The organism is Sphingobium sp. MP9-4 (assembly GCF_005281675.1).
GTDB lineage: Bacteria > Pseudomonadota > Alphaproteobacteria > Sphingomonadales > Sphingomonadaceae > Sphingobium > Sphingobium yanoikuyae.
This window is the reverse complement of sequence record NZ_LUFI01000019.1, coordinates 91,142-110,771: the sequence shown is the minus strand read 5'-3', so window position 1 is coordinate 110,771 and position 19,630 is coordinate 91,142. Positions and strand designations below refer to the sequence as shown.

Here is a 19,630-nt window from a genome sequence, read left to right as displayed (position 1 = left end):
GGTCCGCTGCATGACAGCCGCGTTGCGGTGCTGAAATCGAAGGAAAATTCGCCCCCGGCGCTTGCCCATCGGCAATCCGTCCGCCTAGGGTCGCTCCACATATAAGTTGGAGCGAAGATTTGGACGTCATTTCGGTCGTATTATTCCTGTTGCTGGCTGTCGTCGTCAGTGGCGCCTTGTCGCGCATGATGCCGATTTCCATCCCGACACCTCTGGTCCAGATCGCCCTTGGCGCGATCATCGGGCTGTCGACATCGCACAGGGTCGCGCTCGATCCCGAAATATTCCTGCTCTTGTTCCTGCCGCCTCTGCTGTTCCTCGATGGCTGGCGCATTCCCAAGGATGAACTGCTCAAGGACGCCTCGACCGTGGTCGAACTGGCGCTGGGACTGGTGCTGACCACCGTCATCGGCATGGGCTTCTTCATCAACTGGATGATCCCGGCGATGCCGCTCGCCGTCGCCTTCGCCCTCGCCGCCGTGGTCTCGCCGACCGATCCGATCGCCGTGTCCGCCATCGCCGCGCGCGTGCCCATTCCCAAGCGCATGATGCACATCCTCGAAGGGGAATCGCTGCTCAACGACGCATCCGGCCTGGTCTGCCTGCGCTTTGCCATTGCGGCGGCGCTGACCGGCAGCTTCTCGGCCGGCGATGCCGCGCTCAACTTCCTCTGGCTCGCCTTTGCCGGCATCGCGATCGGCGTCGGGGTCACGCTGGTCGTGTCGCGCGCCAAGGCCTGGGTCACGCGCCGCTGGGGCGAGGAAACCGGGTCGCAGATCCTGGTCAGCCTGCTGATCCCCTTCGGCTCCTATATCCTGGCCGAACATGTCCATGCCTCCGGCATTCTCGCCGCCGTCGCCGCCGGCGTAACCATGACCTTCGCCGAAATCTCGCGCGAGGCGATGGCCGAAACCCGGATGCGCCGCAATTCGGTGTGGGACACGATCCAGTTTACGCTCAACGGCATCATCTTCGTGCTGCTGGGCGAACAATTGCCCGGCATCCTCGCCGAAGCGAAGCGCACGGTGGCGCTGACCGGCCATAGCGAACCCGGCTGGCTGGCACTCTACACGGTGGCGATCGTCGTCGGCCTCGCTGCGCTGCGCTTCCTGTGGGTGTGGCTGTCGCTGCGCTTCACCATCCTGCGCAACCAGTATCGCGGCGTCGATGGTCCGCGCCGGCCCAACTGGCGGCTGGTGGCGGCGACCTCCTTCGCCGGCGTGCGTGGTGCCATCACCCTTGCCGGTGTGCTCACCCTGCCGCTTGCGCTCAACGACGGCACGCCCTTCCCCGCGCGCGATCTTGCCATCTTCCTGGCCGCCGGGGTCATCATCCTGTCGCTGATCCTGGCCAGCGTCGCGCTGCCGCTGCTGCTCAAGAATCTCGACATGCCGGCCGAAGCCAGCAAGGCCGCGGAAGAGGACGCCGCCCGCATCGTCACCGCCGAGGCAGCAATCCAGGCGATCGAGCGGCATCAGCATGACCTGGCCGAAACCCATGGCCATGCCGAACGCTATGCCGAGGCTGGCGCGCGCGTAATGGACCTGTATCGCGAGCGGATAGAGGCCCTGGGGGCCGCCGAAGCCGACAGCCTGCGCGCGCAGGGCGCCCTGTTCCGCGATTTCCGCATGGTCGGCGTCGCGGCGGAACGCGCCGCCCTCCTCACCCTGCTGCGCAGCCGCAAGATCGGCAGCGAGGTCGGGCGCAAGCTCACCCGTGAGCTTGACCTGTCCGAAGCGCGCCTGCGCACATGAACGGCGGCGATGCGAACAAGCCGGCCCGGCGGCCGCGCCGATCCTCGGCGGAGGTCGCCAGCCGGCTGATCCTGGCAGCGCAGGAGGAATTTCGCCGCCATGGCTATGCCGGCGCGACCACCGCCGCCATCGCCCGCGCCGCCGATACGACCGAGGCGCAACTGTTTCGCAGCTTCGCGTCCAAGGCCGCCCTGTTCCAGGAAGCGGTGTTCCGCCCGCTCAGCCAGCATCTCGAACGCTTCAATGCCGATCATCCGGTGCCGCAGGACGATGCCAGCCGCGCCGACACCGCGCGTCTCTACATCGCCGAACTGCAACGTTTCGTCACCGAGCATGAGGCACTGCTGCGGGCGATGATGCTGGCCGGAGGCCCGGCGGGGGACAGCGGCAATCCGATCGAGAGCCTGGCCGCCTATTTCGAGCAGGGCGCCGCCGTCCAGTCGGCCCGGATCGAGGGTACGCCGCGCGTCGATCCACGCCTGATGGTCCGCGCCGCCTTTGCCGCAGTGCTCGCAAATCGGCTGTTTCGCGACTGGCTCTATCCGGCGGGCCTGGCGGACGATGCCAGCATCGACGCAGCGATCGCCGATTTCGTGCTGGACGGGATCAACGCCAATCGCGGCTGAGCGCCCGCCCGCATTTCCAGCCTATGTGTCAGCGCCGACAAAATCCCCGGCCCATCCCGTGATAGCAGGCCCTTCTGTCTGCAACGGGAAGGACCGGCGTGCTGGAATATCTGGGAAAGGGCGAGCATCTTCTCTCGCTATGGCTTGGCCTGTTTGTCGCGACCGGGATCGGCGCAGGCATCGTCAGCGGCTATTTCAAGGCGCGCAAGATCCAGCCGCGCGGCTTCAAGTGGAAGATTTTCCGGAACGAGGCCGGCTTTGCCGTCATCAACCTCGCCATCACCGGCCTGCTGCTCGGCACGATCAAGACCAGCCTGGTCGAAATCGGCGCGATCAGCTTCAATCCGGCGCCCGCCGTCTGGTGGACGATCGCGCTCGAATATGCGCTCTATTTCTTCCTGTTCGACACCTATTTCTACTGGCTGCACCGCTGGATGCACAAGGAACCGGTCTATAGCTGGGTCCACAAGCTGCACCATAAGTCGACCTCCCCCAACCTGCTCACCACCCTGTCGGTCAGCCCGCTGGAATCGCTGATCAATGGCGGCTTCGTGCCGCTGTTCCTGACCGTCTTCACCGTCCATGATGCGACCGTCGCGCTGATCGTCCCCACCAACATCATCATGGGCCTCTATGTCCATTCCGGCTATGAGATGCTGCCACGCTGGTGGAACCGCAGTTGGGCGACCAAATGGTTCATCTCCGCCACCTTCCACGATCAGCATCATCGCTATTTCACCGGCAATTTCGGTGGCTACACGACGATCTGGGACCGGCTGTGCGGCACCATGCGTCCGAAGTTCGAGGCCGATTTCGACAAGATCAAGCAGCGCCGGAAGACGGATGACGCCCCGGTTAGCACCGCCAGCGAAACTGCCTGATCCATGCGCGACATCGCCCTTCTGCTCGCCCTGCTGCCCGTTGGCGCGGCCCCGCTTCATGCCCAGACGGCGCCGCCGGTCGGCGCGACCCTGATGGCGCCCGGCCTGCCCGTGGCCAATCTCGACAAGGCGCTGCGCTTCTATCAGGTCGCGCTCGGCCTTGTCCCTGCCACCACGCTGCAACATGGGCCAGTGACCGAAGTCATGCTCTGCGCCGATGGCAAGGCCGGCCGGCTGACCCTGATCCTGCTGCACGACCAAGCGCAGAAGGCGCCGCCGGCCGAAAGTAGCATCGCCAAGATCGTGCTGCGCGTGCCCGACCTGTCGGGGGTTGCATCCCGCATGCAGGCGGCAGGCTATCCGGTCGGTGCGATCCGCGCATCGGGCAAGGGGCCGGCCATATTGATGATCCACGACCCCGACGGCCATGAACTGGAACTGGTCGGCAATCCGCCGAACCCGGCCTAACGCCAAAGCGATATCTCCGCCCCCTGCATGGTCAGGTGCGGGTGGCCTGGGTTAGCCAGATGCCTCAAGGAGAGAATGGATGAGCCAGACACCCAAGGTCGCGGTCGTCACCGGCGCCAGCCGAGGCGCAGGCCAGGGCATTGCCACCGCACTCGGCCAGCATGGCTGCATCGTCTATGTCACCGGGCGCTCGGAAAAGGCCGGCGACGCCCCCCTGCCCGGCACCATCTACGAAACCGCCGCCGCCGTGACGGCCGCCGGTGGTCAGGGCATCGCCGTGCGTGTCGACCATGGCGATGACGAGCAGACCCGCGCGCTGTTCGACCGGGTGTGCGCCGAACAGGGGCATATCGACATATTGGTCAATAATGTCGCCGCCATCCATGACGAACTCACTTTGCCGGGCCGCTTCTGGGAAAAGCCGCTGAAGCTGGCCGACATCATCACCGTCGGCATCCGCAGCTCCTATGTCGCCAGCTATCATGCCGCGCCGATGATGGTCGATCGCGGCCAGGGGCTGATCGTCTTCACATCGGGGTCGGGCGCCTCCCATTATGTCTATGGCCCCGGCTATGGCGCGCACAAGGTCAGCCAGGACAAGATGGCGGCCGACATGGCCATCGACCTGCGCGATACCGGCGTCACCGCCCTGTCGATCTGGATGGGCGCGCTGCGCACCGGGCGCCTGCTGCAACTGATCGCATCGGACCCGGCCAAATATGCTTATCTGGAAAAGATGGTCGAAACGCCCGAGTTCACCGGCCATGTCATCTGGGCGCTGTCGCAGGATCCGGCATTGGCGGATCATGCCGGCCAGACGCTGATCGGCGCGGAACTGGCCGAACATTATGGCCTGCGCGACGTGGGCGATCGCCAGCCGCCCTCCTATCGGCAAAGCTATGGCGTCGCGCCGCTGCCGCAATATGACCGGATTATCCGCTGACCCGATCGGCCAAGCATCGCCATGGCGACGCCCTTTTCAGGTCCGCCGGGCGCCCGGCTGGTTTACACCGAAGTTGACAGAGAGGAGGCCGTCATGAGCGACGACAGTTCCGCCGCCATCCGCGACACGCGCAAGGACTGGATCAGCGAGCATCGCGACATGTATCTGCGATCGGGCGGGGCGCAGGGCCATATCATGGACATCACCGCCGTCGGCGGCCATGGTTTCACCACCCACTGCATGATCCGCTATACCGGCCGCAAGAGCGGCAAGACCTTCATCACCACCCTCATCTATGGCGATATCGGTGGCGAAGTGGTGATCGTCGCGTCCAAGGGCGGCGCCGACCATCATCCCGCCTGGTATCTCAACATCCGCGACAGCGAGACGGTCGACTTCCAGGTCGCGACCCAGGCCTTCCGCGCGACCTGGCGCGAGCCGCAGGGCGAGGAACGCGATCGGGTCTGGGCCTTCATGTGCCAGGTTTTCCCGGCCTATGCCGGCTATCAGCAGTCGACCGACCGCCTGATCCCGCTGGTGATGATGAAGGCGATTGAACCGATCGACGGCTTCAAGGCGTCGGACGCTACCGGCGAACGGCAATATTGAGCGCGGGAGGAGAGCCATGATCAAGCAGATCGTCTTCCTCAGGAAGCGTGACGATCTCTCCATGGACCAGTTCATGGACTATTATGAGAACCAGCATTCGCGCCTGTCGCAGAAGATGGGCGCCAAGCCTGCCCTGCCCAATGCCCAGCGCTATGTCCGCCGCTATGTCACGCCCCAGCCCAACCCGCTGACCGGTGAGATCATTGATCCCGGCTATGACTGCATCATGGAAATCTGGTGGAACAGCCTGGCCGATTATCAGGCCGCGATGAAGGGCCTGTCAGACCCTGCGATGCTCGACATCCGCAAGGCCGACGAACTGCAACTCTTCGCCAGCAACAGCAACCCCGTCTGCCTGGTCGAGGAACATGACAGCCCGATGGGGCCAAATGGCGAAATGATGCAGGTGCAACTGGTGCCGCAGGACTGAAAGGGAAAGCTGGAGATGGACCTTGAACAGGAAGTCGCCGCGTTGCGCGCCACCGTGCGCGACCTGCAGGACCGGCAGGCGATCCGCGATTGCATCCTGCGCGAATGCCGCGGACGCGACCGGCAGGATGTCGACATCATCAACAGCTGCTGGTGGGAGGATGGCGTGGACGAGCATGGACCCATCATCACCCGCGCGCCCGAGTATGCGGCGCGGGCCAATATGGGCCATGGCAAATTCTTCCTGTCGACGAGCCACAACATCACCAACCATCTATGCGAGATCGACGGCGACACCGCCTATTGCGAAAGCTACACGGTCGGCGGCCTGTTCTGGCAGGATGGCAAGACCACGACGATCGCCTTTGGCCGCTATATCGACCAGTTGGAGCGGCGCGGCGGCGAATGGCGGCTGCTCACCCGTCGCTGCACGATCGAGATGACCGCCGACACCGATGCGAACTGGGTCTATTCCGCCAATGTGAAGGGCTTCCTCAAGCCCCACTGGAGCAGGGAAGACGCCTCCTACCAGCGCCCCGTCATCGCCTCGACCCAGGGCGAACGCTGGTAGCCCGGCGTGGCGAATTTCAGCACTAAAGCGCCCCCGCAGAAAAATTCTGCTTGCTTCACATAAGGTTCATGGACCGGACCTATAGATGTGGCTGTCACTTCTTTCCCCCCTTGGAGTGACACCTCCCTGAACCTCGGCCCCGTCGCATCCCTTGTGCGACGGGGTCTCTTTCTGTTCAGGCCATGGCGCGGGCGACGCCCAGCAGCCCCGCCAGCGTTGCGCCGTCATCGTCCCGCCGCCAGGCAAGGCCAGTCTCCAGGATCGGCGCATCCTGCAGGTCGAGATAGCGCACGCCGGTCCGCGCGAGGTTGCGCAGCGACGCCGGCACCAACGCGATGCCCATGCCCGCCGACACCAGGCTGATGATCGTCTGCATCTGGATCGCCTCCTGCCGGATCAGCAGCGGCTGCCCCCGCCCGGCCAGATAGCCGCTCACCAGATCATGGAAGGCCGGCGCCACCCTGCGAGGGAACAAGATCAGCGGCCGGTCGAGCCAGGGATCGCCCTGCGCCTGATCGTCCGCCACCCAGCCCTCCGGCACCGCCACCACCAGCGGCTCACGCAGCAAGGGCATATAGGCGAGCGCGTCGGGTAGCGCGCCATCGGGCGCGATCAATATGCCGGCATCATTCACCCCGTCGATCAGGTCGGCAATCTGCACGTCGCTGGTCGCCTCGGTCAGCGCGATCTCCACCTCCGGGAAGCGGGCGGCATAATCGCGCACCAGCGCGGGCAACAGGCTATAGTCGGCGGTGCTGACAAAGCTGAGGCCGATCTGCCCCGCGCTGCCGTCGCGCAGGCGACGGGCGATGTCCGGCAGCGCGCTCACCGCCTCCACCGCCGGACGAACATGCTCCAGCCATTGCCGGCCAAAGGCGGTCAGCGCAACATTGCGCTTCGACCGGGTAAAGAGCGGCCCCCCCAGCTCCCGTTCCAGCGCCAGGATCGACTGGCTGAGCGGCGGCTGGGTCATGCCCAGGCGCTGCGCCGCCTGACCGAAATGCAGCGTGTCGGCAACAGCCAGAAAATGACGCAGCGGGCGAAGGTCCATGGCAATAAAGTCTCCTTCCGACCTTATATCGCTTCAATAATATATTTCACAACCTTTGCGCAAAGGCGTAGGGGGCAGCCATTGCAGGGAAACAAGATTACAGGAACGGCGCAAAATGCCTCATTATCGTTCACGCACCAGCACCCACGGCCGTAACATGGCGGGCGCGCGCGGCCTCTGGCGCGCCACCGGCATGAAGGACGAGGATTTCGGCAAGCCGATCATCGCCATTGCCAATTCATTCACACAGTTCGTGCCCGGCCATGTCCATTTGAAGGATCTGGGCCAGCTGGTCGCGCGCGAGATCGAGGCGGCCGGCGGCGTCGCCAAGGAATTCAACACCATCGCGGTCGATGACGGCATCGCCATGGGCCATGACGGCATGCTCTATTCGCTGCCCAGCCGCGATCTGATCGCCGACAGCGTCGAATATATGGTCAATGCCCATTGCGCCGACGCGCTGCTGTGCATTTCCAACTGCGACAAGATCACGCCGGGCATGCTGATGGCCGCGATGCGCCTCAACATCCCCGTCATCTTCGTTTCGGGCGGCCCGATGGAAGCCGGCAAGGCCGATATTCGCGGCAAGACCGTGGCGCTCGACCTGGTCGACGCGATGGTCGTCGCCGCCGACGAAAATTACACCGACGAGGAAGTCGCCGCGATCGAGAAGGCGGCCTGCCCCACCTGCGGCAGCTGCTCGGGCATGTTCACCGCCAACTCGATGAACTGCCTGACCGAAGCGCTGGGCCTGTCGCTGCCGGGCAATGGCTCGATCCTGGCGACCCATGCCGATCGCGAGAAGCTGTTCCGCGAGGCCGGCCACACCATCGTCGATCTCGCTCGCCGCTGGTATGAGCAGGACGACGCATCCGCCCTGCCCCGCAACATCGCCTGCCATGCAGCCTTCGAAAATGCGATGAGCCTGGACATCGCGATGGGCGGATCGACCAACACGGTGCTGCATCTGCTCGCCGCCGCGCATGAGGGCGGCGTCGATTTCTCGATGGCCGATATCGACCGGCTGTCGCGCCGCGTGCCGTGCCTGTGCAAGGTCGCCCCGGCCAAGCAGGACGTGCATATGGAGGACGTCCACCGCGCCGGCGGCATCATGGCGATCCTGGGCCAGCTCGAACGCGCCGGCCTGCTCGACACCAGCCTGCCGACCGTCCACGCCACCACCATGGGCGAGGCGATCAACCGCTGGGACATCAGCCGTACCAACAGCGAGGCGGTGCAGGAGTTCTTCAAGGCCGCGCCCGGCGGCGTGCGCACCACCCAGGCCTTCAGCCAGAATAATCGCTGGAAGGAACTGGACATGGATCGCCAGACCGGCGTGATCCGCAGCGCCGAACATCCCTTCTCGAAGGATGGCGGCCTGGCCGTGCTGTTCGGCAATCTGGCGCCCGAGGGCTGCATCGTGAAGACCGCCGGCGTCGACGACAGCATCCTGACCTTCCATGGCACCGCGCGCGTCTATGAAAGCCAGGACGCGGCGGTCGCGGGTATCCTGGGCAATGAAGTCAAGGCAAACGACGTCGTCGTCATCCGCTATGAAGGGCCCAAGGGTGGCCCCGGCATGCAGGAAATGCTCTATCCTACCAGCTATCTGAAGTCGAAGGGACTGGGCAAGGCCTGCGCGCTCATCACCGACGGGCGCTTCTCCGGCGGCACGTCGGGCCTGTCGATCGGCCATGTTTCGCCCGAGGCGGCCGAGGGCGGCCTGATCGCGCTGGTTGCGACCGGCGACCCGATCCTGATCGACATCCCCAATCGCGGCATCCAGCTGCTGGTCGACGATGCCGAACTGGCGAAGCGCCATGAGGAGATGGTCGCCCGCGGCAAGAAGGCGTGGAAGCCGTTCGGCCGCAAGCGCAACGTCTCGCCCGCCCTGCGCGCCTATGCGGCGCTCACCACCAACGCCGCGCGCGGCGCGGTGCGCGACGTCAGCCAGGTCGAAAAGGACTGATGGAAAAAGGCCCGGTCGTTCATCGACCGGGCCTTTTTTTTTGCTTATTGCGCCTTGGCCGCTTCGGGGGCCGCGATCGGGCCGCCCTTCACTTCCGGCGCGCCTTTCAGATAATGGGCCAGCCAGCCCTGCACCTCGCGGTAGAATTGGCGGCTATCCTCCGGCTTGGTGATCCAGTGCCAGGCATCGGGGAAGATCAGCAGGCGGCTTGGCACCTGCATCCGCTGCAAGGTCGACCAGGTTTCCAGCGTGTTCGCCAGCGGCACGCGGAAATCGCGCTCACCCGCGGTCAGCAGCATCGGCGTCTTCCAGTCCTTGCCATAAGTGATCGGGCTCTGGTCACGCCACACCGGGCTGTCGCCCCAGGGCGGACCGCCGCTCGCCACTTCGCGGCCATAGTTGAAGTCGCTGGTGCCCCACTGGGTCAACAGGTCGACTTCACCGGCATGGCTGACGATGCACTTGTAGCGGGTGGTGGTCGCCTCCATCCAGTTGGCGAGATGGCCGCCATAGCTGGCGCCGCCGATACAGGCATTGGCCGTGTCGATAAAGGCATAGCGCTTGCCGGCCTCATCCACTGCCTGGTTGATCTCGTTCGCCGGGCCACGCAGCGGATCGAGCTTGATCGCGCGCGAGAAGGCCTCGCCATAGCCGGTCGAGCCGGTATAGTCGGTCATCAGCACGACATAGCCGGCGCTCGCGAGCAGGTGATAATTCCAGCGCAGGCCGATCTGGTCCATGTTGGACGATGCCGGGCCGCCATGCATCAGCACCATCAGCGGATATTTCTTCGCCGGGTCGAACGCCGGGGGCGTGACGATCATGTTGTGGATGCGCCGGCCCTTGTCGGTGGTGAACCAGAAATGGTCCGGGCTGGCCCAGTCGATCGTTGCGGCGAGCGCCGTGTTGACGTTTGTCAGGTTCTTGTGCCGCTTGGCCGCCGGGTCGATCCGCACGATTTCCGCCGGGTTCACCGAACTGCCATAGCTGGCGATGATCTGCGTCGACTTGGCGTCCGACGGAATGTCGATGCCGGCATAGCCGCCGACCTTGGGCGCGATCACCAGTTCAGGCGTGCCGCCGCTCACCGGCACACGATAGAGATTTTCCATCCCCGCGTCCGGCACGGTCAGATAGAGGCTGCGGCTGTCAGGCGTCACGGCATAGCTGTCCACCGCGCGATCGAAGCCGCCGGTCAGCAGCGTCGCTGCCCCGCCCGCCGGCCAGGCAACCCGGTGCAGCTTGGCCAGATCATAGACTTCCTGGCCCTGCGTGTTGAACTGGAAGATCAGGCTCTTGCCGTCCGGCGTGAACTTCATGTCGCCATATTCGCCCGGCGTCGGCGTCACCAGCACCGGCTCGCCGCCATCAGCCGGCATGCGATAGAGGCCGAAATTGACGCGGGCGTGCGCCGCATTCCAGCGTTCGGTGGTGGCGGTGAAGATGATTTCCTTGCCGTCCGGGCTCCAGACCGGCGCCAGCGTCATGCCGCCGTCGCTCTGGGCATTGCCGCCAAAGCCATCGGCCTGCGCCAGCTTGGTGGCGGACAATATGTCGCGCGCCGGCGCACCCTCGGCCAGCGGCTGGACCCACAGGCTCGGCCGCTTGTCGTCCAGCCAGTCGTTCCAGTAGCGGATCGGGAAATGCTCATAGACGCGCATATTATATTTGCGCGCCTTGCGCTCCTCGGCCGTCTTCTTGTTGGCGGCGGCGTCCATCGCGCCGGGATAGACCGCGCTTTCGAACAGGATCGCCTGACCATCGGGCCGCCAGATCGGCTTGCCCGCGCCGGTCGGGATGCTGGTCACGCGGCGGGCTTCACCACCGGCCAGGTCCAGCACATAGATTTGCGCGACATCGTCGCCCTCGCGCTTGGCGGAAAAGGCGATGCGGCGGCTGTCGGGCGCCCAGGCCGGATCGCCCTCGCCCGCCTTGGTCGCGGTCAGGCGGCGCGGCGCAGCCGATCCGTCGGCCGGCACGATCCACAGGTCGCTGACCGCGCCATCCTTCTCATAGGATGGTTCGCTGAGCGCATAGACCACCCATTTGCCGTCCGGGCTCGCCACCGGCGCGCCGACGCGCTTCATCATCCACAGCGTTTCGTGGGTCAGCACCTGCTTGGGCTGTGCGATTGCCGGCGCGGCGCAAGCGCCCGCCACCATTGCCGCCGACAGCAGCAAACGGGATATCATTGTCACGGTATCAAACCCCTGTTCTGACATTGGGCCGAACGGCCAGGCCGCATGGTCAGCACGATAGGCGCAGGATTTCAAGCAACAAGCGCGGCGACAACGGAGATGGCACGCCCCGTCCCACAGGCTGACGCCCCGGTAAAAACCCCCATTTCCAATTTTCCGCCAATCGGCATCATGCGCCGATGACATGCCCACCTCCTGCATTGCCGGTCGATGCGCCGACCAACCTGCTCGATATCCCGTCCGGACATGCGGCCGAGGAACTGTTCGAGGATATAGTGTCGATGCCGGGCGTGCGGATCGAACGGATTATATCCCACGGCCACAGCACACCGCCGGAGCGCCCCTATGTCCAGCATTGGGATGAATGGGTGCTGGTGCTGACCGGGACCGCCGAACTGCTGCTGGAAGGGATCGGCACCTATCGCCTGGAACCGGGGGATCATCGACTGATTCGAGCGGGCATCCCGCACCGCGTCACCCATACGGACGCGCCGACCATCTGGCTTGCCATCCACATCGGCGAAACCTGAAAAACCGGCGGAAAAGGACGAAAATGCGCCCGTTCCGCAAGCGCATGCATATGCACAGATTTTTTTCAGGAATGGCGAAAGCAGCGCTTGCCATTTGGGACAAGCCGCTGCATATGCGCGGCCTGCCCGGCGCAAGCGGGGCTGCTCCCCGATAGCTCAGCGGTAGAGCATTCGACTGTTAATCGAATGGCCGTAGGTTCGAATCCTACTCGGGGAGCCACTATTTCAGCCCTTGGCAAAGCCGGACTGGCTCCAGACAAGCAAAAATTCAGCGCATCGTACGATTGCGACGCTCGCCAACCATGGCTGGCGAGCGCATGCCTTCAGATTCTGCCGCGCAGCGTCACCAGAATATTGCGCGGATCGCCATAGGCATCAGTCGAACCCCAGCGGATATCATATCCGATCGCCTTGTAATAATGCTTGTCGAACAGATTGTTGACGTTGGCCTGAAGATCGAACCGGTCGCTGATCTTGTATCCCAGCATCAGGTCGGCAACGGCATAGGCCCCCTGTTCGACGCGAAAGGCGACATTGTTGAAATTGGCGCCGTTATTGTCGTTGTAGATGCGGTTCTGCCAGTTAAGTCCGGCGCCGATACGCAGCTGGTTGAGCTTCCCCGGCAGCGTGTAGAAGGTCGACAGTTTCGCCATGTGGCGGGGCATGTCGGTTTCGAAATTCTTGCCGCCATTTTCAGGGTTGGTGTCCCGCACAAATTCGATGCTGGTATAGGTATAGCTGAGCGAAATGTTCCAGTCGGGCGTAATCGCGCCCTGAAGTTCGGCATCAATGCCCTTGCTGCGCACCAGACCTGCAGCCGTCGAGCAACTGCTGGCCGGGAAGCTGGGACAACCGCTCTGGTCGGTCGGCACGAATGCCCTATTCCGTTGGTCGATGCGGAAAAGCGCGATCGCCGCATTCAGCGCCCCGTCGAGATATTCGCCCTTGATACCCACCTCGTAATTCTGGCCGGTGATCGGCTTCAGGATCGCCTGGCTGTCGGTGTCGACAGCAAAGCCCCTGGCCGTCTGCGGCTGGAAAATGTCGGTGAAGCTGGCATAGAACGAATGATGACGATCGATTTCCAGGATCGCGCCGGCATAGACGGTCTGGTGGGCATCGACCTTGTAATCGCCGGTCGCAGCCGTGCGGTTATCATAATCATACCAATCCAGCCGCCCGCCCAGGATGATCTTCAGCCCGTCGAACGGATTGAGCCGGGTCGAGGCATAGAGACCGCTCTGGGTGATGACGTTCCGGCTGTAGGTCGTCGGCACGAAATTGGGCCGAGTACCGCTGGCCGGGTCGAAATCGAACATGTCGACATTGCCTGCGAGCAGCCCTCCCCCGCTGTAATTTTGCGTGCCTGTTGAGGTCTCGCGTCGGCTAGCGCCGAATGTCAGATCATGGTCACGGCCAAACAACGTGACCGGCCCGCTGGCATAGAGGTCGACACTGGCCTGATCCTCGTCATAGGCGGCCTGATAGGCGGAATGGGTGAGCGTCAGGTCGGGCCGCCGATAGACATAGGTGCCGGAGAACATAGCATCCTGCCACACCTTCATGCTCGCCAGCCGGACGCTCCAGTCGTGGCCGAAACGATGGATCAGTTCGCCAAAGACGGTGTTCGACTTCTGGCTTTTGCCTTCCCAGTCATAGCTGGGCCGGGTCGAGCGCGGCAGATCGAGATGGGCGCCGGTGGCGCTGAGCGGCAAGCCGCCCCAGAAGCTGTTGAAGAAATCATCCTGATGTGTGACGCCCACCATCAACGTCGTATCGGGACCGATATCATATTCGCCGATCGCATGGATCAGGCCGCGATGAATGACCTCGCCGTCGCGGAAACTGCTGCTGTCCTGATAGGAGCCGATGACCCGCACCCGCAGATTGCCGGCCTGATCGACACCGCCCGACATGTCGATCTGCCCGCGATAATTGTCCCAACTGCCGGCCGATCCTTCGAGATTGAACTGAAAGTCGCGGGTCGGGCGCTTACGCACCAGATTGATCGCCGCCGATGGATTGCCGCTGCCGGTTACAAGGCCCGTAGCGCCGCGCACCACCTCCACCCGGTCATAGATGGCCATATTGGCCTGACTGCCCACGACCCATCCCTGATAGCGGGACGGTAGGCCGTCATACATGATATTGTCGATATCGAAGCCGCGCGCGGTAAAGCTCGGGCGGCCGGGCCCGCTGGAATAGTTGAGGAACAGGCCTGGCGTATTTTTCACCACGTCGGTGATGTTGGTCATCACCTGATCATCCAGTCGCTGGCGGGTGACGACGGTCACCGACTGCGGCGTCTCCCGGATCGACATGGGCAGCTTCGTCGCGGTCTTCATCGACCGGGTCGTGTAAGAGCCGGTCCCCTCGGTAGATGCTAGATCGCTGGTCAGCCCATCATCAACGGCCTCCCCTTCGACCCGAACCGACCCGAGCATGACAGCCTGACCATCCTGACTGGCTTGTTCCTGCCCAAACGCAGGCACCACGGCAGCAACAATACCGCCCCCAGAAAGCAGGCCCCCCATCCATCGCATATGTCGCATATCAGCCTCTTTATTGATATTGATTCGCATATGCGAATTAAGGACTGTGATTTATGCTGTCCAGCAAGGAGCACATTACGCCTTCGACAAGGACTATTTGCCGTGCCGCGGCAGGCTTTGCGAACCGCGCAAAAATCAAATGTCTTGTTTTGCAAATAAATCGCATTTGCGTTAATGGCACCATCCCAACGTGGCGATGCGCAAAGCGAACCACTCGCATGGGGTATGCATTTTGTAGGCGACGGGGCGGCTTTCCAATTTTTCTCGACGTTTTTCTTTGGAAATCCAGTCACGCAAAACGTCAATCGAACAGGGCATTGATGAGCATTAGCGAACAGCGGGTTAGGCACGAGCACAGGTCAGTAGAGATCGCTGGAGGCAAGGCATCGGCTGCCTGGTGGACAGTTGTCAGCAATGCGACCAGTGCGACCATGGCGAGGAGCAATATTGCCGCAACGGCCGCACTGACAGCTATAATTCCCCCGATCGCATTGATGGCGAATTGACCCGTGGCGGCTATGCCAAGCATCTGATCGCACGCGAGGAGTTCGTGCTGAAAATGCCGGACGGGCTGGATGTGGCCAAGGCAGCGCCGCTGCTCTGCGCCGGGATCACCACCTATTCGCCGCTGCGTACCTGGGGCGTCAAGCAGGGCAGCCGGGTCGGTGTCATCGGCCTGGGCGGGCTTGGCCATATGGGGGTCAAGATCGCGGCGGCCATGGGGGCGCATGTGACCATGATCAGCCGAACCCCCGACAAGCAGCAGGACGCCGCGGAGCTGGGCGCCCACGCCTTCCTGCTGTCGACCGATGCCGAGGAGATGGCGCGGGCGGCCGACTGTTTCGACCTTATCATCGATACCGTCCCGGTCGATCATGACATCAACCCCTATATGCCCCTGCTCGATATCGACGGCACGCTGGTGCTGGTGGGACAGGTCGGGCCGATCGGCCAGCCCACGACCCTGCCGTTGATCTTCGGCCGCCGCCGCATCGCTGGCTCGCTGATCGGGGGTATCGCCGAAACCCAGGAGATGCTCGATTTCTGCGCCGAGCATGGCGTCCTGCCGGATGTGGAGATGATCCGCATGGACCAGATCAACGAGGCGTTCGACCGGCTCGACCGCAGCGACGTCCGCTACCGGTTCGTGATCGACATGGCTTCGCTGGAAGCGGCTGCCTGATCAAAAGCGGGCGGTGCGTGTGGCGCGCCGCCCACCTTTTTTTCAGAAACGGAGGTTGGCATGACCAAATCGTCCATGATCGGTGGCATGATGGCGCTGGCGGCCAGCGCCGCTGGCGAGGCCGCCAGTGCGCAAAACAGGACAGGAGCATCGGTTGCGCCACCCCTGATGCAGGAAGTAGCGCCACAACTGGCCGACTATACCGATCGCGTCCTTTTCGGCGACATCTGGGAACGCCCCGGCCTTGCTAAGCGCGACCGCAGCCTAGTCGTCGTCGCGACCCTGATAGCGACCGGCCGGACTGGTCCATTGGCTGGCCATATCGGCCGAGCGCTGGACAATGGCGTGCCACCAGCCGCCATTTCCGGGCTGATCACCCATCTGGCCTTCTACATGGGTTGGCCGAGTGCGGTTGCGGCGCTGGAGCCGGTACGGGAGGCCTTCATGGCGCGCAAGATCGATCTTGCGACGCTGAAGTCGGATAAGGACGCGTTGCTGCCGGTGCCGCCAGGCGACGCGGAGCGCGCCGTCGCCGTCGACAAGGCGATGGCGGAATCTGCGCCTGCGCTTGGCGATCTGACCAATGATGTCCTGTTCGCCGACCTTTGGCGTCGATCCGATCTGTCACCGCGCGATCGGAGTCTGGTCACCATCGCTGCGCTCGCCGCGACGGGTTCAGCCGATCAACTGGATTTCCATATTCCGCTCGGGCTTCGCAATGGCCTGACCCGTACGGAACTGGCGGAGGCAATCACTCATCTGGCCTTCTACGCCGGATGGCCACGGGCGATGAGCGCGGCCGGCAAATTGGGATCGGAACGGCCGGCCGCCAACACAGAGATGATCGTCGTCCGCGCAGGCGAGACTCCCAGCCAGGGGGCGGCCGATCGCTTCACCGGGACGGTGTCGATCAGTTCATCGTTCTCGACCGACACCGGTGCTAGCGGGGGCACGGTCCGGTTCGAGCCTGGAGCACGCAGCAACTGGCACAGCCATGCCAACGGGCAATTGCTGGTGGTCACCCAGGGCGAAGGTCGGATGCAGAGCGAAGGCGGGCCGGTTCGGGTCATGCGCGCTGGCGACGTCGTATGGACGCCAGCAGGTACGCGCCACTGGCATGGTGCAGGCCCAGTGACGGCAATGACCCATGTCGCAATCGTCGACCGTGGCGATGTCGTCTGGCAGGAGCCGGTCACAGACGCCCAATATCGCGCTTTACCCTAGGCGCGGCACGAAACTTCCTGTCATCGCTGCCGAAACCCGTCCTCTTCGTTGTAGCCACAATCCAACGAACAAAATCAAGAAGCAGACGGTCCGCACCTAGGAATGAAAATTTGGCAGCTAGATGACCGTTAAGGGTCGTTTACACGGACCACGATGTTCGCAAATGCCGTTATTTTTCGTCGGGCGGAATGAATGTTCCGTGGTATATTTCGCGGATGATCTGATTTGTGAATGTCAGCCGCTGTTCATCCTTATGGAGATATTTGTCTTCGTCCACGACGCCGATGATCCGCGAATCCGCGCATTCACCACGCTCGATGCGTGAGAGTTGCGCAGCAGATACGCCTGACCATGCAGCGACTTGTCGCAGGGTATATTTCTTCGTCTTTCGACATTTCCTGAGATACCGGCCCATGTCGTGAATTGCGTCTGCCCGAAGTGTGTCGAAATTTGGCTCCGCGCGCCCCGTCGCCCTCTCTCCAGGTTGCCGGGCCACAGCCAATTGCTCACCGAAAACTTCAAAATAGTCCTGCAATGCTTCGAACGTGTCGGGGCGTGGCCAGCTTTTTCCGTTTTCAAACCTGGCATAGGCGGTCCGGGTAATCCCAATGGCATCGCCAGACACAACCTTCGCCAGTTGTCGCTTCCAGGCATACAGCGAATGCTGACTGACGCCGAGCCGCTCGGATACCTCCGCTACCGGATACCCACGTTCCGTAATCTGGGCCACCGCATCACGCTTGAACTCATCGCTGAAATTGGACTTCCCCATCGTCGTCTCCTGTCCTCAAAATTAGGATAGAAGGCGTCCAGAAATCTAGGGGCTACTCATACGCCTTAAACGACAACACCGCCCCAGGAAGACCCTAGGGCGGTGTTTGTAGTTCTATGGCGTTGGTTGCGGGAGGGCGATCTAACAGAGACCGACAAACCAGTGAAAAATCTGGTTTGTCGGTATCGGTGGTTGCGGGGGAGGGATTAAACCGGGACCGATACTCGAGTTCGTCTCCAATGTCGGCAGCGGTGTTTGCGGGGAACTACAACTGCCGACGTCGCCATTCTCTAGAAGTCGCAATCTGAATAAATTGTAGAAGTCCGCTTAACCGTCCTTGTTTGTGCCTCGCAACCGGAGTGGGCCATGGCGCTAGGGTGAACGGCTGGAGGATGCCGGCGCTGCTGCCTTAAAATATGCGGGGCACAGCGTTCAAAATTCGATCCGCTTTGCAACGCGACATCGATCACTACAGCGCAGCCCTTCACGATTAAGGTCCTGTACAGCGGCAAGGGGCTGGCCAACGCCGACGTGAGGTTGTTCCAGGAAGCCGGGTTCTATGATGGAAAGAAAGTGGCGGCCGACCTCCACACCAATGCGTCGGGCAAGTTCACCGTTACCTCGCCGGATGCCGGTCGCTATCTTCTGCTCGTGCGCCACCGCGACATGGCACCCTCGGGCGCCGCAGCCCACTACTATAGCTATTCCTTCACGCTCGCAGCGATGTAGCTGGCCAATGTTTCCAGCGTTAATTATGTGTCCGCATCGGCTCGTGAAAGACGCTCTCGCCAAAGCGAATTTTCATCCGACGTGCGACCGAACCTGAATATCTGCGCTGCCGCCAAGTAGTCGGACTGTGATAAAGGCCAATTGCCGCCCAGTAATCTTTCGCCGCTCGTAGGCCGGAGAGAAAGATCCATCGCGCAGCTTCGGCGTTGAAGCAGGGATCGAAGCGCAGCCAATGTCGTACCTGCAATTCGGAGTGCCCGACTTGCGCGGCGATGCGCGGCACCCACCAGCTGTTGATCTGCAAGGGGCCAAGATCATGCGAGCCATTGCTATTGCGGACTTCAGCTCCGATCCAGCCTGCTTCCTGGTCTCGCAGGCCCCAAAGCGTCTTCTCCAGCCACGCATGACCCATCGACGCGTGACGGATGCAGGTAGCTATACGCTGTTCCTCCTGCACTTTTTCGGGCGCGGCCATGGCCCGTTCCGGCGATGCTGCCAGCAAGGCAGTGACTGCCCATGTCGTGCTCGAGAGAAGGCGCCACATCACCGTGCCCGCCACGGCGTGGCTCGATGAGATTTCGCGGGAAGCACGGCACGGCCTGGTACTTCAGCCACTGCTATCGGGCCGCCTGTCACCAGGGCAAGCAGCCTCCGCCCGGATAGGATCTCGACGTGGCTGCTGTTACCGATGGATTCTCGGCTCTGCGGCCCTGTTCGGCCGGTATGGATGAAAAGGCCGCGACAGTTGCTGGCCCGGCACAGCGCATTGAAGGCGCTGACATGTTCGGGCCGGATGGCCGTTGCATAGCGCTTGGCCTGGATGAGCCACAGAGCGCCGTCGATCATCACCTTTCCATCAATGCCGCCATCGCCAGTGTAGCGATGGTTTCTGATGACCCTGAAACCACGACGCTCCAAACTTTCGAGCAGCAATTCCTCAAAGGCGAGCGGATCCATGCTTCTTAGCCGGGCGTAGAGGAGCTGGGGCGGTTGCAGGCGATCACGGCGGCGCAGTTGCTGCACCATGAACCTTGCCTGCCTGCGACGCCAGCGATGCCGCAAGGGCACGTGAAAGCGGTGCAGGACAAGGGCCAGGAGCATCAACGCGACAGCGAGCAGGATGAGGAGCATGGGACGAGCC

19 protein-coding genes, 1 tRNA gene and 1 pseudogene are annotated in these 19,630 nt (G+C 62.9%); 14 read left to right on the top strand and 7 right to left on the bottom strand.

From position 1 onward, the window contains the following. The first annotated feature begins 119 nt into the window (after nt 1-119). The 8 genes from A0U87_RS04130 (at nt 120) to A0U87_RS04095 (ending at nt 6,281) form a co-directional block, all read left to right on the top strand. Nucleotides 120-1,754, top strand: a complete 1,635-nt coding sequence (locus A0U87_RS04130) for a Na+/H+ antiporter (protein ID WP_080993520.1) — start codon at nt 120-122, stop codon at nt 1,752-1,754. Then, on the top strand, nt 1,751-2,380 hold the full coding sequence (locus A0U87_RS04125) for a TetR family transcriptional regulator (RefSeq protein WP_048936639.1): 630 nt from the start codon (nt 1,751-1,753) through the stop codon (nt 2,378-2,380). Before A0U87_RS04130 ends, A0U87_RS04125 begins: the two co-directional genes overlap by 4 nt. Nucleotides 2,381-2,478: 98 nt before the next feature. Next, the gene (locus A0U87_RS04120; protein ID WP_048936640.1) at nt 2,479-3,261 is read left to right on the top strand and encodes a sterol desaturase family protein; all 783 of its coding nucleotides are present in this window, start codon (nt 2,479-2,481) and stop codon (nt 3,259-3,261) included. A gap of 3 nt (nt 3,262-3,264) precedes the next feature. Then, nucleotides 3,265-3,729 carry a VOC family protein gene (locus tag A0U87_RS04115; protein WP_048936641.1) on the top strand — a complete coding sequence of 155 codons (465 nt, stop codon included), beginning with the start codon at nt 3,265-3,267 and terminating at the stop codon, nt 3,727-3,729. A 79-nt stretch (nt 3,730-3,808) separates the two neighbouring features. Next, a complete protein-coding gene (locus tag A0U87_RS04110) occupies nt 3,809-4,672 on the top strand; it encodes an SDR family NAD(P)-dependent oxidoreductase (protein WP_048936642.1) in 864 nt (287 codons plus the stop codon). A gap of 93 nt (nt 4,673-4,765) precedes the next feature. Then, on the top strand, nt 4,766-5,281 hold the full coding sequence (locus A0U87_RS04105) for a nitroreductase/quinone reductase family protein (RefSeq protein WP_010338973.1): 516 nt from the start codon (nt 4,766-4,768) through the stop codon (nt 5,279-5,281). Between the two features lie 16 nt (nt 5,282-5,297). Beyond that, nucleotides 5,298-5,711: an EthD domain-containing protein gene (locus A0U87_RS04100; protein ID WP_017500654.1), complete on the top strand. Its 414-nt coding sequence runs from the start codon at nt 5,298-5,300 to the stop codon at nt 5,709-5,711. A gap of 15 nt (nt 5,712-5,726) precedes the next feature. Beyond that, entirely contained in the window at nt 5,727-6,281 is a 555-nt protein-coding gene (locus tag A0U87_RS04095; protein WP_048936643.1) for a nuclear transport factor 2 family protein, read from the top strand. Between the two features lie 175 nt (nt 6,282-6,456). Here the strand turns inward: A0U87_RS04095 and A0U87_RS04090 are convergent, their stop codons facing one another. After that, entirely contained in the window at nt 6,457-7,332 is an 876-nt protein-coding gene (locus tag A0U87_RS04090) for a LysR family transcriptional regulator (RefSeq protein ID WP_048936644.1), read from the bottom strand. A gap of 115 nt (nt 7,333-7,447) precedes the next feature. Here A0U87_RS04090 and ilvD point away from each other — a divergent pair, with 115 nt between their 5' ends. Beyond that, nucleotides 7,448-9,301: a dihydroxy-acid dehydratase gene (gene ilvD / locus A0U87_RS04085; protein WP_010338969.1), complete on the top strand. Its 1,854-nt coding sequence runs from the start codon at nt 7,448-7,450 to the stop codon at nt 9,299-9,301. A 44-nt stretch (nt 9,302-9,345) separates the two neighbouring features. Here ilvD and A0U87_RS04080 read toward each other — a convergent pair whose 3' ends face one another. Then, nucleotides 9,346-11,493: a S9 family peptidase gene (locus A0U87_RS04080; protein WP_048936646.1), complete on the bottom strand. Its 2,148-nt coding sequence runs from the start codon at nt 11,491-11,493 to the stop codon at nt 9,346-9,348. 185 nt (nt 11,494-11,678) lie between these two features. Between A0U87_RS04080 and A0U87_RS04075 the strand changes: the two genes are divergently transcribed. Beyond that, a complete protein-coding gene (locus A0U87_RS04075) occupies nt 11,679-12,029 on the top strand; it encodes a cupin domain-containing protein (RefSeq protein WP_199909659.1) in 351 nt (116 codons plus the stop codon). A 145-nt stretch (nt 12,030-12,174) separates the two neighbouring features. Next, a tRNA-Asn gene (locus tag A0U87_RS04070) sits at nt 12,175-12,249 on the top strand. A gap of 103 nt (nt 12,250-12,352) precedes the next feature. Here the strand turns inward: A0U87_RS04070 and A0U87_RS04065 are convergent. Then, entirely contained in the window at nt 12,353-14,473 is a 2,121-nt protein-coding gene (locus tag A0U87_RS04065) for a TonB-dependent siderophore receptor (RefSeq protein ID WP_048936648.1), read from the bottom strand. Between the two features lie 505 nt (nt 14,474-14,978). Between A0U87_RS04065 and A0U87_RS04060 the strand changes: the two genes are divergently transcribed. Then, nucleotides 14,979-15,764 (top strand): NAD(P)-dependent alcohol dehydrogenase, encoded by a 786-nt coding sequence (locus A0U87_RS04060; RefSeq protein WP_240700499.1) that lies wholly within the window; start codon nt 14,979-14,981, stop codon nt 15,762-15,764. Between the two features lie 60 nt (nt 15,765-15,824). Continuing rightward, nucleotides 15,825-16,988 (top strand): carboxymuconolactone decarboxylase family protein, encoded by a 1,164-nt coding sequence (locus A0U87_RS04055; RefSeq protein ID WP_137405234.1) that lies wholly within the window; start codon nt 15,825-15,827, stop codon nt 16,986-16,988. A 169-nt stretch (nt 16,989-17,157) separates the two neighbouring features. Here A0U87_RS04055 and A0U87_RS04050 read toward each other — a convergent pair whose 3' ends face one another. Continuing rightward, on the bottom strand, nt 17,158-17,613 hold the full coding sequence (locus A0U87_RS04050; RefSeq protein ID WP_240700500.1) for a helix-turn-helix transcriptional regulator: 456 nt from the start codon (nt 17,611-17,613) through the stop codon (nt 17,158-17,160). A 9-nt stretch (nt 17,614-17,622) separates the two neighbouring features. Then, a pseudogene (locus A0U87_RS26600) lies at nt 17,623-17,760 on the bottom strand (transposase); the annotation flags it as partial. A gap of 414 nt (nt 17,761-18,174) precedes the next feature. Between A0U87_RS26600 and A0U87_RS04045 the strand changes: the two are divergent. After that, nucleotides 18,175-18,489 (top strand): DUF4198 domain-containing protein, encoded by a 315-nt coding sequence (locus A0U87_RS04045; protein WP_080726995.1) that lies wholly within the window; start codon nt 18,175-18,177, stop codon nt 18,487-18,489. Between the two features lie 19 nt (nt 18,490-18,508). On the opposite strand, the gene A0U87_RS04040 is transcribed toward A0U87_RS04045, so the two are convergent. Both A0U87_RS04040 and A0U87_RS04035 read right to left on the bottom strand, forming a co-directional pair. Continuing rightward, entirely contained in the window at nt 18,509-18,964 is a 456-nt protein-coding gene (locus A0U87_RS04040; RefSeq protein ID WP_230588527.1) for a lytic transglycosylase domain-containing protein, read from the bottom strand. Between the two features lie 68 nt (nt 18,965-19,032). Beyond that, nucleotides 19,033-19,620 (bottom strand): restriction endonuclease, encoded by a 588-nt coding sequence (locus A0U87_RS04035; protein ID WP_052076584.1) that lies wholly within the window; start codon nt 19,618-19,620, stop codon nt 19,033-19,035. Between the last annotated feature and the right edge of the window lie 10 nt (nt 19,621-19,630).